The organism is Marinobacter manganoxydans MnI7-9 (assembly GCF_000235625.1).
In the GTDB taxonomy this organism is placed as follows: domain Bacteria; phylum Pseudomonadota; class Gammaproteobacteria; order Pseudomonadales; family Oleiphilaceae; genus Marinobacter; species Marinobacter manganoxydans.
Genome location: NZ_AGTR01000080.1, coordinates 64,529 through 80,268, shown reverse-complemented (window position 1 = coordinate 80,268; position 15,740 = coordinate 64,529). Strand labels below are relative to the sequence as shown.

Genomic DNA, 15,740 nt, shown 5'->3' with positions numbered 1-15,740 from the left:
AAACAGTAGGGATTTTTAATTCATGCAAACCAAGTTCCTTCTCGAAGAAAGCCAGATGCCGAAATACTGGTACAACCTGCAGGCGGATCTGCCTGAGCCGTTGCCCGCCGTGCTGCACCCGGGCACCCAGCAACCAGTGGGCCCGTCCGATCTTGAGCCGTTATTTCCGATGGCCTTGATTGAACAGGAAGTGACCACTGAGCGGGAAATCGAGATCCCTGAGCCGGTACGTGACGTTTACAACCTCTGGCGGCCGGCGCCTCTGTACCGGGCCCATCGTCTCGAGAAGGCCCTCGGCACACCGGCAAAGATCTTCTACAAATACGAAGGCGTCAGCCCGGCGGGCAGTCACAAACCGAATACTGCAATTCCCCAGGCTTTCTACAATCGTGAAGCGGGCATTCGCACCCTCACTACCGAAACCGGTGCAGGGCAGTGGGGCACATCGCTGTCCTTTGCCGGCTCTCTGTTCGATATCGACGTTACGGTGTTCCAGGTTAGGGTTTCCTACAACCAGAAGCCCTATCGCCGAGCGGTCATGGAAACCTACGGCGCCAAATGTGTGGCTTCGCCCTCGGAGCTGACCGAGTTTGGCCGCAAGGTGCTGGCAGAGACTCCGGACCACAATGGTAGTCTGGGCATCGCCATCTCCGAAGCGGTGGAACTGGCGGTCAAGGACCCGAACACCAAGTATGCCCTGGGCTCGGTTCTCAACCACGTATTGCTGCACCAGAGCATCATCGGCCTGGAAGCCATGCAGCAGATGGAAATGGCGAACTGCTGGCCCGATGTGATTGTGGGTTGTACTGGCGGTGGTTCCAACTTTGCCGGAATTGCTTTCCCGTTTATGGGGCACGCCCTGAGAGGCGGCGAGAAATCCCGGATTGTGGCGGTAGAGCCCTCGGCCTGTCCCACGCTGACCCGGGGCAAGTACGCCTACGATTACGGTGATACTGCCCACATGACCCCGCTGACCAAGATGCATACCCTGGGCTCCGGCTTTACACCGCCGGGCTTCCACGCCGGCGGTCTGCGGTACCACGGTATGGCACCCCTGGTTTCACATGCCAAGGAGCTGGGGCTGTTTGATGCGGTGTCCTACACTCAGCGGGAGTGCTTCGAGGCCGGCGTTCTGTTTGCGAGGAACGAAGGTATCGTGCCGGCTCCGGAGGCCAACCATGCGGTCAAGGGTGCCATTGACGAAGCCCTGCGCTGCAAGCGGGAAGGCAAGGATGAGGTGATCCTGTTCAACCTCTGCGGTCATGGCCATTTTGATATGGCAGCCTACACCTCCTACTTCGCCGGTGAACTGAGCGACCACGAGTACGACGAACAGGAACTGGCCATGGCCCTGTCCGGGCTGCCCTCGGTCAACGCCTGATCAGTCGTCTTTCGCCCGCTGTTTGAAAATCGTACCCCCGCCGCCGGCATCCAGTTGTCGGATGGCGGTGGGTGCGCCCTCGTCATCCAGTCGCACGTCTCCGATGCCCGCGCCGTTCCACAGCCGCTCGCCGGCCTCGCGGCCCTCGGGTAGCCTGGGGGAAATCCACATGCGCCGTCTCTTGGTGAACCAGTTAAGGGGCGACCAGGGTGCGAACAGCCAGCGATTGAGCCGGTCCAGCCATTCCAGCAGGGCGTTGGGGAATTCGTTCTTGATGCCGCTACTGGTGATCTGCCAGACGCGGGGACCGTTCTGTTTGTGGCGCACCCTCACATCGTAGGCAAACGAATAGTGAACATCGCCTGAGAGAATCACGAAGTGTCTGGGCGTTCGGGGGTGGCCGAAGATATTCAGTAGCACACTGGCCGCGCCCCGATGCGCCATCCAGTTTTCAGCATCCACCAACAGCGGCTTGCCAAAGAAGGTAAACACCCGCTGGATCATCTCGATGAGCTTTACCCCGAACATTGGCGCCGGCGAAACCACCACGACGGCATCCTCGCCCATGATTTCGTGTTGAAAATCGGTCAGTGATTCCCAGTCCATCAGTCCGGAGGGGTGACTGCGCCGGATTTCGCTCCGCCAGCGATGGGTGCGGGTGTCCAGCACCACCAGTCTGGGTGATGTTGGCAGGCTGAAGTGCCAGTGTTGAAAGTGGAACAGCTGGTCGATCAGATCATCCTGAATGGCCGTATCCAGCTCGTGTTGCCCGTTGCTGGACTCGAACAGCCTCTGACACTGTTCGATCAGTTGGCCGAAATTGCCAGGCTGGTTGCCCCAGCCCTGGCACAAAAGATAGCCCAGCAGGGCATTGCCAATAATGCGCCGGGAAAAGGGGTGTTCGTAAGCGGTGGTTTCCCAGAGCGCGGAGAGATTCCAGTCGTCCGTCACGTCATGATCGTCAAAGATCATATAGACGGACACGTTGGCCATGGCCCGCGCTGCCTGCGGAAGGCTCTTGCGGAACTCGTCGATGGCGGCCTGTTCTTTCCGATAGCGTGCCAGCTCGTCCGGGTCATCGACCGGCTCAGCACTGGTCACAAAAGCCCAGGGTTCCGGCGACCAGACCAGCAGATACATGGCCATAACCTCGGCAAAGGAAATCAGGTGATTGCCGGCATTGGCGGTGGTGAACACTGGTTTGCGGACGCCACCGAAGAAGCGCTCGGTCAGGTCTTCATTGAATTCGGATTCCGGCAGCAGTTCATCCCGGTGGTAATAGGCATTCGCCACCGAAGTCAGTTCCTTGCTGTGCGACAGCGAGGCGCCTTCCAGTACCTCCTGGTAAAGGCCCAGTTGGTGAATGACACACTGGATGGCATGTAACATCGGGCCGGCCACATCATCGGCGTAAACCTGGTCGCCGGTCATCAGGAGCAGAGACGGAACGTCCTCAAGCTTCTTTGCCTTCTGCAGCTCTTCATCCACTCGAACCAGCCCGTCAGGAGAGGGGTGGTGGGGTCTTCGGCAGGAGCCGTGGAGTATTCGGTCCAGCCTGGATTTCAGGGTAAAGCCCGGCCTCTCCCGGCCCTCGGGGCAGAGATGTGGAGCCCACGTCCGGATCCACTGGCAAGCCTCTGAGCCTTCGGCGGTGAGCCCCAGGTCGTATTCCAGCCGGGTGTCCTTTGGGAGAGTAGCCTCAGGCGTAATGGTCAGCAGGTTCAGCCAGGCTCGGGTACCAATTCTGAGTCGTGAAAACTCTGAATCGGCTAACGGACGATCCAGCAGGAGCTCTGTGCCTTTGAATACCTGAATTGCGAACTCTGACTGTTCGCTGGTTACCAGCCACAGAACAATAGAGTCCGGCGCGGCATGACGTAGAACCGGGCCGGCCAGTACCGGCCCGAATTTGTCACCAGGCTCCAGATTCAGTCCTCCTCAAATTCCCGGGGCGGGCAGTGGTGGTCTTCCACAACCGTGCCATCCTCTACGCTTTCCAGGTGCACATCAAAGCCCCACAGCCGGTGTACGTGACGCAGGACTTCGTCGGTTTCCTTGCCCAGGGGCACGCGGTCCACGGGAATGTGTCGAAGGGTCAGGGAGCGGTCGCCCCGCACATCCACATTCCACACCTGGATGTTGGGTTCCCGATAACTGAGATTGTACTGCCGCGCCAGTTTCTCGCGCAGATCCCGGTAGCCCGGCTCGTCGTGGATGGCGGTCACCCGGTAGACGTCTTCCTGATCGTCGTTCTGGATCGCGAAGAGTTTCAGATCCCGCATTACCTTGGGAGAGAGAAACTGCTGGATAAAGCTCTCGTCCTTGAAGTTCTTCATCGCGAAATGCAGGGTTTCCAGCCAGTCGCTGCCGGCGATGTCGGGGAACCATTCGCGGTCCTCGTCAGTAGGGTTCTCGCAGATCCTGCGCAGGTCCGTGAAGATCGAGAATCCGAGGGTGTAGGGGTTGAGGCCCGAATACCAGGGGCTGTTGAACGGCGGCTGATACACCACGGCTGAGTGACTCTGAAGAAACTCCAGCATGAAACCGTCGGTCACCAGACCCTTGTCGTACAAGCGGTGCAGCAGGGTGTAGTGCCAGAAGCTGGCCCAGCCCTCGTTCATCACCTGGGTCTGGCGCTGAGGATAGAAGTACTGGCCGAGCTTCCGAACGATGCGGATGATTTCCCGCTGCCAGGTTTCCAGCAAGGGGGCGTTCTTCTCAATGAAATAGAGAATGTTCTCCTGGGGCTCTTCCGGATAGCGTTTGCCGCGTCTTACCGGGTCATCGTCGTCGTCCGGTTTCGGAATGGTGCGCCAGAGATCGTTGATGCGCCGTTGCTGGTAATCTTCACGCTCTTTCTGGCGACGCATTTCTTCCGACGCCGATATCGGAGCCGGCCGCTTGTACCGGTCCACCCCATAGTTCATCAGGGCATGGCAGGAATCCAGGATTTCCTCCACCGCATCGACGCCGTAGCGCTCCTCACACTCCGCCACGTAATGGCGGGCAAACACCAGGTAATCAATGATCGCACTGGCGTCGGTCCAGGTGCGGAACAGGTAGTTGCCCTTGAAGAATGAGTTGTGGCCGTAGGACGCGTGGGCAATGACCAGCGCCTGCATCGGCAGGGTGTTCTCCTCCATCAGATAGGCGATGCAGGGATTGGAGTTGATCACGATTTCGTAGGCCAGGCCCATCTGCCCGCGCTGATAGCCCTTGGATGTGCTGAGAAACTGCTTGCCGAAGGACCAGTGATGGTAGCCAACGGGCATGCCCACGGAGCTGTAGGCGTCCATCATCTGCTCGGCGCTGATCACCTCGATCTGGTTCGGGTAGGTGTCCAGACCGAACTCAGCGGCGCACTTGGCAATCTCGTCATCGTATTCCTGGATCAGCTCGAAGGTCCACTCAGAGCCTGTGGAGATTGGCTCCCGGGCCCTGGGCTGATCACTTCCCGGCATATTGGGGCGGTCCATGAGGTTGGTCATGCGGCTTTCTTCTCGAACAGCTGGCGGAATACCGGGTAGATTTCACCGGGGTCGGCGATCTGCTGCAGGGCAAAGCTCTGGGGGAATTGCTCCTGAATCTTCTCGTATTCATACCAGAGCATCTGGTGGTCCTGCGGCGTGATTTCCACATAGGCAAAGTACTGAACCAGCGGCAGGATATTGTCGGCCAGGATCTTGCCGCATACCGGGGAATCGTCGTTCCAGTTATCCCCGTCTGACGCCTGCGCTGCGTAGATGTTCCATTCTGCCGGGGAATAACGGGACTCAATAATCTTGTGCATCAGCTTGAGGGCGCTGGAGACGATCGTGCCCCCGGTTTCCCGCGAATAGAAGAACTCTTCCTCGTCCACTTCCTTGGCGCTGGTGTGATGTCGGATGAAGACCACTTCGATCTTCTTGTAGTTTTTCTTGAGGAACAGGTACAGCAGGATGAAAAACCGCTTGGCGATGTCCTTGTGCATCTGGGTCATGGATCCGGATACATCCATCAGGCAAAACATCACGGCGCTGGTGGCCGGCTGCGGTTTTTTCAGGTGCTGGCGATAGCGCAGGTCGATTTCATCAATGAAGGGAATGCGGCGAACGTTTGCTTTCAGTCGCGCGATTTCCTCCTCGAGTACCTGGATCTGATCCTCATGGCTGAACGCCGGGTCCAGATCTTCTGGCGCCGATTTCAGCGCTTCAAGCTGCTTTTCCAGATCCCGGATCTTCTTCTTGCGCGCCCCTCCCAGGCCCAGCCTGCGCGCGTGGGCCCCGCGCAATGAGCGCACTACATCAAGCTTGGCCGGCACCCCATCGGTGCTGAAGCCAGAGCGGACATATTTGAAGGCTTCGGTATCCTTGAGTTTCTTGCGGGCCAGGTTCGGCAGTTCGAGATCGTCGAACAGAAAATCCAGGAATTCTTCCTGGGTAATCTGGAAAGCGAACTCATCCATGCCTTCGCCGTCCGGGCTGGCCTGCCCCTGCCCGGAGCCCTGGCCCCCACCACCATCGGGCTTGGGAATGGTGTCACCGGCCACAAACTCCTGGTTGCCCGGATGCACCATCTCCCGCTTGCCGCCCTGGCCATGGTGAAAGATGGGTTCTTCAATGTCGCGAGACGGAATACTGACTTTCTCGCCCCGCTCTATATCGGTGATCGAGCGTTTCTGAACAGCATCCGACACCGCACGTTTGATGTGGTGTCGGTAACGGCGCAGGAACCGTTCACGGTTCACTGCGCTCTTGTTCTTACCGTTCAGTCGCCGGTCGACTATGTGGGTCATTCCCATGGCGTTACTCCAGCTCAGTGAATGGTCACTGACTTAGTGAGACTTGCGAACCCGCAGGTACCATTCAGCCAACAGCCGCACCTGCTTCTCCGTGTAGCCTCGGTCGACCATACGCTCGACGAACTGCTTGTGCTTGTTCTGATCTTCCTGACTCGCTTTCGGGTTGAAAGAAATCACAGGCAACAGATCCTCGGTGTTCGAGAACATTTTCTTCTCGATCACGGCGCGCAGTTTCTCGTAGCTGAGCCAGGACGGATTCTTGCCACCGTTGTTCGCCCGGGCCCGCAGGACGAAGTTGACCACTTCGTTGCGGAAATCCTTCGGGTTGGAAATGCCCGCCGGTTTCTCGATTTTTTCCAGCTCTTCGTTGATTGAGGAGCGGTCGAGGATCTCGCCGGTATCCGGATCCCGGTATTCCTGATCCTGAATCCAGAAATCGGCATAGGTGACATAACGGTCGAACAGGTTCTGGCCGTATTCGCTGTAGCTCTCGAGGTATGCGGTCTGGATTTCCTTGCCGATAAACTGCACATAGTGCGGTGCCAGGAATTCCTTGATGAACCGGAGATACTTCTCATGAGTTTCAGCAGGGAACTGCTCCTGTTCGATCTGTTTTTCAAGAACGTAGAGCAGATGCACCGGGTTGGCGGCCACTTCAGTGGTGTCGAAATTGAACACCTTGGACAGGATCTTGAAGGCGAAACGTGTGGAGAGCCCATCCATACCTTCCATCACGCCGGCGGCGTCACGGTACTCCTGGATCGATTTGGCTTTCGGGTCCGTGTCCTTGATGTTCTGGCCGTCATAAACCCGCATCTTGGAGAAGATGCTGGAGTTTTCCGGCTCCTTGATGCGCGACAATACCGAGAACTGGGCCAGCATATCCAAAGTGTCGGGCGCGCAGGGAGCACCTTCCAGGGAGCTGTTGCTCAGCAGTTTCTTGTAGATCTCGATTTCTTCCGTAACCCGAACACAGTAGGGCACCTTGACGATATAGACCCGGTCAAGGAACGCCTCGTTGTGTTTGTTGTTGCGGAAGGTCTGCCACTCTGATTCGTTGGAGTGGGCCAGGATCACGCCATCAAAGGGCACCGAGCCCATGCCTTCGGTGGTGTTGTAGTTGCCTTCCTGGGTCGCGGTCAGCAACGGATGCAGGACCTTGATGGGAGCCTTGAACATCTCCACGAACTCCATCAGGCCCTGGTTGGCCTTACACAGGCCACCGCTGAAGCTGTACGCATCCGGATCATCCTGGGAGAAATCCTCCAGCATGCGGATGTTGACCTTGCCCACGAGGGCGGAAATGTCCTGGTTGTTGTCGTCCCCGGGTTCGGTCTTGGAGACAGCGACCTGGTCGAGTACCGACGGATACATTTTCACAACGCGGAACTGGCTGATGTCGCCGCCGAATTCGTGCAGCCGTTTAACGGCCCAGGGCGACATGATGTTTTTCAGGTAGCGAGCGGGGATGCCGTATTCTTCTTCCAGAATCTGGGCGTCTTCGGCCGGATCGAACAGGCCAAGTGGAGATTCGTTCACTGGCGAGCCCTTGATGGCGTAGAAGGGCACTTTTTGCATCAGTGACTTGAGCTTTTCCGCGAGGGAGGATTTACCACCGCCCACGGGACCAAGCAGGTAAAGAATCTGTTTCTTTTCTTCCAGGCCCTGGGCAGCATGGCGGAAGAAGGAGACGATGTTTTCTACGGCGTCTTCCATGCCATAGAACTCGGAAAACTCGGGGTACCGCTTGATGACCTTGTTGGAAAATATCCTTGAAAGCCTCGGATCTTTCGAGGTGTCGACGAACTCTGGCTCGCCGATGGCAATTAACATTCTCTCAGCGGCCGTGGCGTAGGCCGTTGGGTCCTTTTTGCAGATCTCCAGGTATTCCTCAAGACTGTATTCTTCTTCCTGAGTACTCTCATACCGGTCTTTGAAGTGCTGCAGTATGCTCATAGATCGCCCTCGCTCGCTGTATCTTCAGCTTTCAGTTCACGCAATTTCCCCGTTGCAGTCAGTTCCGCCCGTCCGGGCGGTTTAGTTAGTTATGGGTGGAAGGAATGGATACTTACAAGCCTGTGCACGATCTTGTCGAGGTCGGCTTGCTTACTTTGAGCTTAGTTCACGGTTCGGGAGTTGGACAGTGTGTGAGTGGTTAAGGTTCATTAAATTATGTTAGGCGGGTGTGTTGGTTTTGTAGCCTTCTGGCGGAGGGGGCTGGAGTGCACCGGGTGGCTTTCTGACAACGAATTGGCAACTCGCTTCGCTCAGACATCAAATTCGTTGTCAGAAAGCCACCCGATACACTCCGATCAGGCCTCCGGGGGGATGCCCCGGGAAGCTAGAGTTTGGTTAAACGGAAGACGCTTTCAGATGCGTTTTCCAGGCCTTTTCTCTTTGTAAACGGATGATCCTTGGCCAGGGTATTGGTCAGGATGTGCTCGATTTTATAGTCGTCCTGGTAAAGTTCCCGCACTTCCTCGTCACTGACGTTGAACGGCGGGCCCTTGATTTCGGTGTCGTAGTCCAGGGTGATGAGCAGGATTCTGGTGCCGTCGGGGATTATGGCGGTAAGGTGGTTTACGTAGTCTCTGCGCATGTGGGGCGGCAGGGCGATCAGGGCGGCCCGGTCGTAGACCAGTCGAACGTGTTTGAGGTCTTCCGGAACCAGTTGGAAGAAGTCGCCGCACCAGAGCTGCAGGTTGTCGTGTTTGAAGGTTATGAAGGGTTCGCCGGGGTGAACTTTGGCTTTCTCGCCGGCTTCTTCGAAGAAGTCCTTGCAGGCCAGTTCGCTCAGCTCTACACCGATGATCGGATGGCCGCGGTCGTGGAGCCACCACATGTCGTGGGCTTTGCCGCAGAGGGGCACGAAAACGGCGTCGGTGCCTTTGCCAGCCAGTTCCGGCCAATGGTCGTGGAGATACTGGTTAACCGTGCCCTCGTGGAAACCGATTTCTTTTTTGGCCCAGCGTTCGTGCCAGAATTCATGTTCCATGGTTCATACCCTGTTCGTACTTGGACATGTTGAGTTTTGGACGTTTAACCAAGTCTACCCTAATCTGTGGCCATCTGGATTCAGGAGAAAAGTATGAAAGCTGTGTTTCTTGATGCCAAAACTCTTGGCGACGATGTGGATCTCTCGCCCATCGAGTCGGTGACCGGCGGGTTGGAAAAGTATGATCGGACCACGCCGGATCAGATCCTGGAACGCATCCGGGGGTTCGATACCGTGCTGGTCAATAAAGTAGTGCTCACCCGTGAGCATTTCGAGGCCTGCCCCGAACTCAAGACCATCGCCGTGGTGGCGACCGGATTGAATAACATCGATCAGGCGGCGGCGAAGGATCACGGCATCAAGGTCATGAACGTGACCAACTACGGCCGCTCAACGGTGGCGCAGCACACCATGGCGTTGATGCTGGCACTGGCCACTCGGCTTCTGGATTACACCCGCGATGTCCAGGCAGGGCGATGGGGCAAAAGTGACATGTTCTGCCTGATGGATCATCCGATCATGGAACTGGAGGGGCGCACTCTTGGTATTGTCGGTTACGGTGATCTGGGGCAGGGCGTGGCGGAGCGGGCTGCGGCCTTTGGTATGAAGGTTCTTCTTGGAGCTCGGCCCGGGCAGGAACCGGGTGTGGTCGATGGCTATTCGCGAATTCCACTGGACGAATTGCTACCCCAGGCAGACGTGCTCTCGCTGCACTGCCTGCTGACCGACGAGACCCGGGATCTGATCGGTGCCCGCGAACTGAAAATGATGAAGCCCGACTCGTTGCTCATCAACACCAGCCGCGGAGGCCTGGTAAACGAACAGGCGCTTGCGGACGCGCTGCGCGCCGGTGAGATCGGCGGTGCCGGTTTCGATGTGTTGACCGAGGAACCGCCCCGCAACGGCAACCCTTTGCTGGCGGACGATATTCCCAATCTGATTATGACCCCGCACTCGGCCTGGGCCAGTCGGGAAGCGCGGCAGAGGATCGTCGGCATCACCGCTGTCAATCTGAAATCTGTGCTGTAACAGGAAAGCCCCGGAAGATCCGGGGCTTTGCAGACTGGCCTTGGGAGATCAGTATTTCCAGCCCACGCTCACCGAGGCACCCAGCTGGTACATTTCCAGATCAATGGTCTGGTTCGGTGCCAGTGGGTTGGGTCCGGTCACTGTCTTGGCCGGGGAGTAAAAGGCCATGCCAGAGACATCGAGGTTTTCGGTGAAGCTGTGGGTGAATCCGCCAGTGAAGTGCCACTCCTGAACGCCCGGCGCCAGGATGTTGAACAGCACATCTTCGTCGGAGATAGGATTCTCTCCATAGCTGACGCCGGCCCGCCAGGCATGCGCCGGTGTTTGCTGCCACTGCCAACCCAGCTTGACGATGGTCATGTCGTCCCAGCCAAAGCCTGCGCCGTTATCATCGCCAAGCTGTGCGGTCTGCAGATTGGGCAGCAGCGGGTTGCCCACGCTGTTGATCTCGCTGTAACGGATGTGTTGGATATCCAGCAGGAACCAGTGGTTTTCAAGTCCGGACCAGGCGATGCCCGCGTTGAACATCTGGCGAATGTCGAAGTCGCCCTGTTCCGCAAAAAGGCCGCGGTATTTGTCGAATTCGTTCATCTTCAGAATGTTGCGCCAGCTCAGGCCGCCGCGGAGGGTGTCGGTGATTTCACCTTGCCAGCCGATCTGGTAACCGTAGCCCCAGGCATCGTCGGTGCCGTTGTTGGAAAGCGCGCCCGGGTCTGATGAGAATGGCGCGAAGCTCTGCAGGCCTTCAGCTTCGAAGCGCTGGTAGGCAATGACTGGTGAAATGCCGAAGGCCTGGTTGTCGGAGAACTCCCAGGACCAGGTCGGGGCAATAAAAAGCTGTTCGAGGTTTACGCCGGTACGGCCTGCATAGAAAGGCCCGCCACTTTCACCAGAGTAGTCGGTGTTCATGCCACCATTGGCATACACTGAAACCCCGAAACGTGTGGTGTCGGAAAGTTCCCGATTAAAGCCCAGGTGGGGGATAACGAAACCGTTGCGGCTGCTTTTGTATGTGCCCGGCTGCAATGAGAACGCAGGGGGAGGAGAGACTGGACCCTCTACGGTGTATTCCCGCCGGGGCGAAAAAACTTCGAACCCACCGTCAATCCGGTTCCCGACAAAAGCCATACCGGCCGGGTTGGTTGCCGCTGCAATGCTGTCCTGGGACAGCGCAGTGCCTGCGCCGGCCATGCCTTTGCTGATGGTGCCGTAGCCGTGACTGAAATAGCCGTTGGTGGCCAGGGCAGTCATCGGTGAGAAGGCGGTAAGTGCAGCAACGCCCAGAGCAAGTTTGATTCGCATAAGAAAATACCTGGTCAGAAAATACCATTTCTTGAATAGCGGCCTTTTTACAGAAGATCTGTTATAAGAGGAGGTAATAAATGATGATATGGTTATATTGGATGTGTGTCCCTCGCAAACTGCCGTTAATCGGCCATACTCTGGTTACACCGGATATCTGACTGATAATCTGAACAAAACATGGAACGACAGGACCTAAAGTGGCTTCATTCCAATTAAAAGACCGGCTTCAGGCAGCTGAGCGCTGGATTCTGGCGAATCCCAATCCGCCCCAGAGTTGGCCCTGGACCTGGTTGTACAAGGTCGGCCGCACTGCCTATGCGATGGCCCGGGATGTTCTCAGTGGACAATTGACTCTCCATGCCATGAGTCTTGTGTACACAACCCTGCTGAGTATCGTGCCTCTGCTTGCCCTTAGCTTCTCGGTGTTGAAGGCGCTGGGAGTGCATCAGCGAATGGAGCCGTTCCTGTTCCAGTTCTTTGAACCGCTGGGACCCCAGGGGATAGAGCTCGCCGAGCAGATTCTCGGATTCGTCGATAACATGAAAGTCGGAGTGCTCGGTTCTGTGGGGCTGGCGTTGTTGGTCTACACGGTGGTTTCCCTGCTGCAGAAAATAGAACGCTCCTTCAACATGATCTGGCGCGTCCCGGATATGCGCTCCATGGCGCAGCGCTTCAGTAACTACCTGAGCGTGATCATGGTGGGACCACTGCTGATGGTTTCGGCCATTGGCGTCAGCGCCACCATTTTTTCCTCAACCATTGTCCAGAAGCTCATAGAAATTGAGCCGTTTGGTTCAGTAATTCTTGTTGCCAGCCGTTTCACCCCATTTTTCCTGGTGGTTGGCGCATTCACGTTCGTTTACGTGTTCATGCCCAATACCCGGGTCAAGTTGCGTTATGCGGCCATCGGCGGTCTGGTGGCTGGTGTTTCCTGGCAGGCAGGCGGAATGCTGTTTGCCTCCTTTGTGGCGGGCTCTGCCAAGTACGCAGCAATCTATTCCAGTTTCGCCATCGGCATCATCCTGCTGATCTGGATCTATCTGAACTGGATGATCCTGCTTCTGGGTGCCAGCCTGGCGTTCTATCTGCAGAATCCGGGATCAGTGGCCAAGCGCCGGCAAGTGCAATTGGCGCCGGAACTGCAGGAGAATGTAGCGTTAGCGACCATGTGGCTGGTGGCCAAACCCTTCAGCGAGGGTAAGCCGGCACCTCAGCAGGAGGTGTTGGAACACCAGTTGAGGGTGCCAGGCGAAGTAACCCGCGCGCTCAGTGACAAGTTGATCCGGGCGGGGCTGCTTAGCCTGGCCGGCAGCCAGGGCGATCGACTTGTGCCGGGGCGTGCGCTGGATCTGATCACCGTGGGCGAGGTTTTGAAAGTGGTGCGCAACGATGAGGACCGGATCGTTGACCGGTTACCAAAGGTCATCCCTGCCGAATTGATAGGCCCGCGCAAGGTGGAGGAAACGCGAACCTTCGCTGAGTTGTTGCGGGCCGGTGATGACCTGGAGAAGCCCAGGCGTCGCGCTCAGGCGGAACCTGTGTCAGCTTCTGACAGTTGAGCGGCCGCCCTCCCGGAGCATCTTCTGCAGCGCCTGTCGCACGCTGCTGATTTGCTCCGGGGTCAGGCGCACCACTTTGGGCAGATCCTCTTCCGCAAGATTCCGCTGGTGGGCGTGCCTGAGTACTTCCCGGGTACCAATGACCATGCCATCGGTCAGAGGCGTGTGCTTCTGTCTGGGGGCTGGTCGTTCTGCCGCCAGGAGATAGGCGTGGTACTTGGGAGGAAGGTTCCATTCATTCGCAAGTAGCTGGCAGGTGGCCCACTGGTACCTCGCCAGGGCATGGCGTATAAGCGCCGGCTCCGGTTCACCAGTTGCTGTGCGTGACCGGCAGATACGCTGCAATTCCCGACGGATAGTGATGTAAGCCAATGAGGGCAGCAAACCCACCATGAAGTGCGCACTGGTGTCCTCGCCCTGTGTTCTTGCGATCAGTTCCGCTGCCCGGGCACAGGTCAGACCCCAGCGCCAGGCGCGCTGGCCAAATAGTGCTTCACGGCTGTTCCTCGCCGCCATCATGGGGCGCATGACGGCGGCGGAAATGACGTTCCGGATGCCATCCACCCCAAGCACAAACACCGCCTGGTCTACCGATTCAATGGCATGATCACTGGTTCGGAAGTAGGGGCTGTTGGCAATCTGGAGTAGCTGATCGGTCAGCGACGGATCACCAAGAATGATTTCTGTGAGCCGATGGCGGTCGGTTGATTCATCGGACAGGGCCCGCATGAGCATCGGCAGGCTCATGGGTTGGCGGGGAAGCTCTTCCATCCGGTTGTTGGTAAGACGCTTGTATAACTCTTCCAGCACCTCATCCCATACTGAAAGATCGGCCCGCAGCGTTGCGGGTTCTGCGTCCAGCAGCCAGGAGAACAAGTGGTCTTCCAGATGTTGGGCGAGTTCCGGGCCTGTGTCCGGAGTGTCGTTGGCCGGTTTCTCCGGAGACGGATTGAACAGCCGCGCTTCCGGAGCCGGCGGTGCAGGCTGCTTTGTTGCGAATAATCCTGAAATCCAGGAGAGAAAACCTGGCATCCGTTGCCTCCGGGTCGAACCTGTTCGAAGTAATGAACCTCCGTTTCCGAGAGTATAGATGTACGACGCATCCTTGCACAGGTTTTAAGCCCGTGAATTATTGCAGGAATTTACAGGAACGACTCCCCGAACACGAACACCAGTTGGCAGACACCGGCGCCAAAGCCGAGGAATGCGCCCACCAGGATCAGTTTGATCTCATCTTCCTGGAAACAGGGCCGGAGCAAGTCCTGAAACTCTTCGGAAGACAGGGCAATCATCCGCTCCACCATGATGGATTCCACGGCCCGGGCCCGGTCCTTCTCGAACACCGGGTTGTTGAACGATGTCTGCGATATTTCGATGGCTTTTTCGCCGACCTTGTTCTTGAGGGTGGCAAAGCCGGTGGGCCCGAAGGCCATCTGGGTCAGCGCCTTGCCCATGCCAGCGGTTTCATCCACCAGCGGTTTGATGTGTTTCTTGACCATGTTGCGGGCGCGGTCGCCTTTGGGGCCGTCGAGAATGGCGTTGATAATGTTGCCAACGGTGAGAATCTCGTGGGTAACAATGTGACAGAAGGACTCCGCCACGGCCGGCTGGCGTTTCAGGAACAGGCCCTGAATCCGGAAGGGGCCGACTTTTTTCGCGTGCAGCGGCCGGAAAATCACGTTCAGGGCAATCCAGTTGGTGGCCCAACCCACCAGAAGGCCGAAGAAGGGAAGCACCCACCAGCTCGGGTAGAGATACCAGACCGCCATCTGGATCAGGCCGAACAGGAAGCCGAAGTAGAGCCCCGAGTTGATGATGAACCGGAATTCCACCTCGCCGCATTCAATAAAGATCCGGTTCAGCAGCTCCTTGTCGGCGGCCAGGCGCTCGATGACCATGCCCTTGATATCCAGCAGGTCCTCGATGTTGTCGGACACGTCTTCCACCAGATTGTCCACCAGCTGAGGCGTGGATTTGCGGACGCGATCGTAGACCATCTTCCGGGCCGAGGCCGGCAGGTTTTCCCAGAAGGTGGGGTATTCCTTGAGCATCATCTCATCCACATATTCTTCGATGCGGGGTTCGACGGAGTGAACGATATGGGTGGCGAGGACTTTTGGATCGATCTGCTGGAAGATCTCCCGAACGGTGCCGATCTTTGAAATGGTGGCATCGACGCTGATGGCCGCCATTTTTCGCGCCTTGGAGGGAATAATGCCTTGCCAGCCCAGTAGCGGTGGTTTGCCGATGAATTCCAGGGGGTAGAAGGTCATCTTGATGGCGAGCCAGTTGGTGCTCCAGCCGATCAGGGCGGCAATCACCGGGATACTGAGATATTGCCAGAATTCTTGGGTGTTTAGCAGGCTTGTCATCCTGGTACTCGCAGTCTCTTTAGTATTTTTGCTCTGACTCTGAGCGGGCGCGGGCAGGCGCTTCTGAAACACGCTGTGAATACGTCCCTGTATGCTCGGCTCCGCCATCTATGGCTCCGCACGGTTTCAGAAGTGCCCACCCGCTGTCAATGACCTGGGCGCCAGCTTGCGACGGCGGCACGGTCGGGGGTTGATCAACCGCTGATATTGCCTCATAACCATTTCCGGGCAGGAAGTATGTGTTCAGTCTAGATTCAGCTTGATCACATAGACTGGACACTAACGGTTAGCAAGAGCCGAAAGCTACACGCTTTCACCT

Annotated in this window: 11 protein-coding genes; 3 read left to right on the top strand and 8 right to left on the bottom strand. The window is 57.3% G+C overall.

The features are described 5' to 3' along the window. Positions 1-22 precede the first annotated feature (22 nt). Positions 23-1,381 (top strand): TrpB-like pyridoxal phosphate-dependent enzyme, encoded by a 1,359-nt coding sequence (locus KYE_RS15780; RefSeq protein ID WP_008175355.1) that lies wholly within the window; start codon positions 23-25, stop codon positions 1,379-1,381. Here the strand turns inward: KYE_RS15780 and KYE_RS15775 are convergent, their stop codons facing one another. The 5 genes from KYE_RS15775 to tmpT form a co-directional block, all read right to left on the bottom strand. Further along, positions 1,382-3,313: an alkaline phosphatase D family protein gene (locus KYE_RS15775; RefSeq protein ID WP_039882089.1), complete on the bottom strand. Its 1,932-nt coding sequence runs from the start codon at positions 3,311-3,313 to the stop codon at positions 1,382-1,384. Continuing rightward, positions 3,310-4,869, bottom strand: coding sequence for a SpoVR family protein (locus KYE_RS15770; protein WP_008175351.1), 1,560 nt, complete (start codon positions 4,867-4,869; stop codon positions 3,310-3,312). The genes KYE_RS15775 and KYE_RS15770 overlap by 4 nt, the downstream gene beginning before the upstream one ends. Next, positions 4,866-6,155, bottom strand: coding sequence for a YeaH/YhbH family protein (locus KYE_RS15765; protein WP_202945865.1), 1,290 nt, complete (start codon positions 6,153-6,155; stop codon positions 4,866-4,868). Before KYE_RS15765 ends, KYE_RS15770 begins: the two co-directional genes overlap by 4 nt. Positions 6,156-6,194: 39 nt before the next feature. After that, positions 6,195-8,117 (bottom strand): PrkA family serine protein kinase, encoded by a 1,923-nt coding sequence (locus KYE_RS15760; RefSeq protein ID WP_008175348.1) that lies wholly within the window; start codon positions 8,115-8,117, stop codon positions 6,195-6,197. A 385-nt stretch (positions 8,118-8,502) separates the two neighbouring features. After that, on the bottom strand, positions 8,503-9,156 hold the full coding sequence (gene tmpT, locus KYE_RS15755) for a thiopurine S-methyltransferase (protein WP_008175346.1): 654 nt from the start codon (positions 9,154-9,156) through the stop codon (positions 8,503-8,505). Between the two features lie 93 nt (positions 9,157-9,249). On the opposite strand from tmpT, the gene KYE_RS15750 reads away from it, so the two are divergent. After that, positions 9,250-10,185 carry a D-2-hydroxyacid dehydrogenase gene (locus tag KYE_RS15750; protein WP_008175345.1) on the top strand — a complete coding sequence of 312 codons (936 nt, stop codon included), beginning with the start codon at positions 9,250-9,252 and terminating at the stop codon, positions 10,183-10,185. 48 nt (positions 10,186-10,233) lie between these two features. Here KYE_RS15750 and KYE_RS15745 read toward each other — a convergent pair whose 3' ends face one another. Next, positions 10,234-11,487, bottom strand: coding sequence for an OmpP1/FadL family transporter (locus KYE_RS15745; protein ID WP_008175343.1), 1,254 nt, complete (start codon positions 11,485-11,487; stop codon positions 10,234-10,236). Positions 11,488-11,687: 200 nt separating this feature from the next. On the opposite strand from KYE_RS15745, the gene KYE_RS15740 reads away from it, so the two are divergent. Then, positions 11,688-13,049, top strand: coding sequence for a YihY/virulence factor BrkB family protein (locus KYE_RS15740; RefSeq protein WP_008175341.1), 1,362 nt, complete (start codon positions 11,688-11,690; stop codon positions 13,047-13,049). Here KYE_RS15740 and KYE_RS15735 read toward each other — a convergent pair. Continuing rightward, positions 13,032-14,081, bottom strand: a complete 1,050-nt coding sequence (locus tag KYE_RS15735) for an HDOD domain-containing protein (RefSeq protein WP_008175339.1) — start codon at positions 14,079-14,081, stop codon at positions 13,032-13,034. The genes KYE_RS15740 and KYE_RS15735 overlap by 18 nt on opposite strands. Before the next feature lie 110 nt (positions 14,082-14,191). After that, on the bottom strand, positions 14,192-15,421 hold the full coding sequence (locus KYE_RS15730; protein WP_039882103.1) for a DUF445 domain-containing protein: 1,230 nt from the start codon (positions 15,419-15,421) through the stop codon (positions 14,192-14,194). Positions 15,422-15,740 lie beyond the last annotated feature (319 nt).

Coding starts and splice junctions, on each gene's coding strand:
- KYE_RS15780 (WP_008175355.1), top strand. CDS start 23: ATGCAAACCAAGTTCCTTCTCGAAGAAAGCCAGATGCCGAAATACTGG.
- KYE_RS15770 (WP_008175351.1), bottom strand. CDS start 4,869: ATGACCAACCTCATGGACCGCCCCAATATGCCGGGAAGTGATCAGCCC.
- KYE_RS15765 (WP_202945865.1), bottom strand. CDS start 6,155: ATGACCCACATAGTCGACCGGCGACTGAACGGTAAGAACAAGAGCGCA.
- KYE_RS15760 (WP_008175348.1), bottom strand. CDS start 8,117: ATGAGCATACTGCAGCACTTCAAAGACCGGTATGAGAGTACTCAGGAA.
- tmpT (WP_008175346.1), bottom strand. CDS start 9,156: ATGGAACATGAATTCTGGCACGAACGCTGGGCCAAAAAAGAAATCGGT.
- KYE_RS15750 (WP_008175345.1), top strand. CDS start 9,250: ATGAAAGCTGTGTTTCTTGATGCCAAAACTCTTGGCGACGATGTGGAT.
- KYE_RS15745 (WP_008175343.1), bottom strand. CDS start 11,487: ATGCGAATCAAACTTGCTCTGGGCGTTGCTGCACTTACCGCCTTCTCA.
- KYE_RS15735 (WP_008175339.1), bottom strand. CDS start 14,081: ATGCCAGGTTTTCTCTCCTGGATTTCAGGATTATTCGCAACAAAGCAG.
- KYE_RS15730 (WP_039882103.1), bottom strand. CDS start 15,421: ATGACAAGCCTGCTAAACACCCAAGAATTCTGGCAATATCTCAGTATC.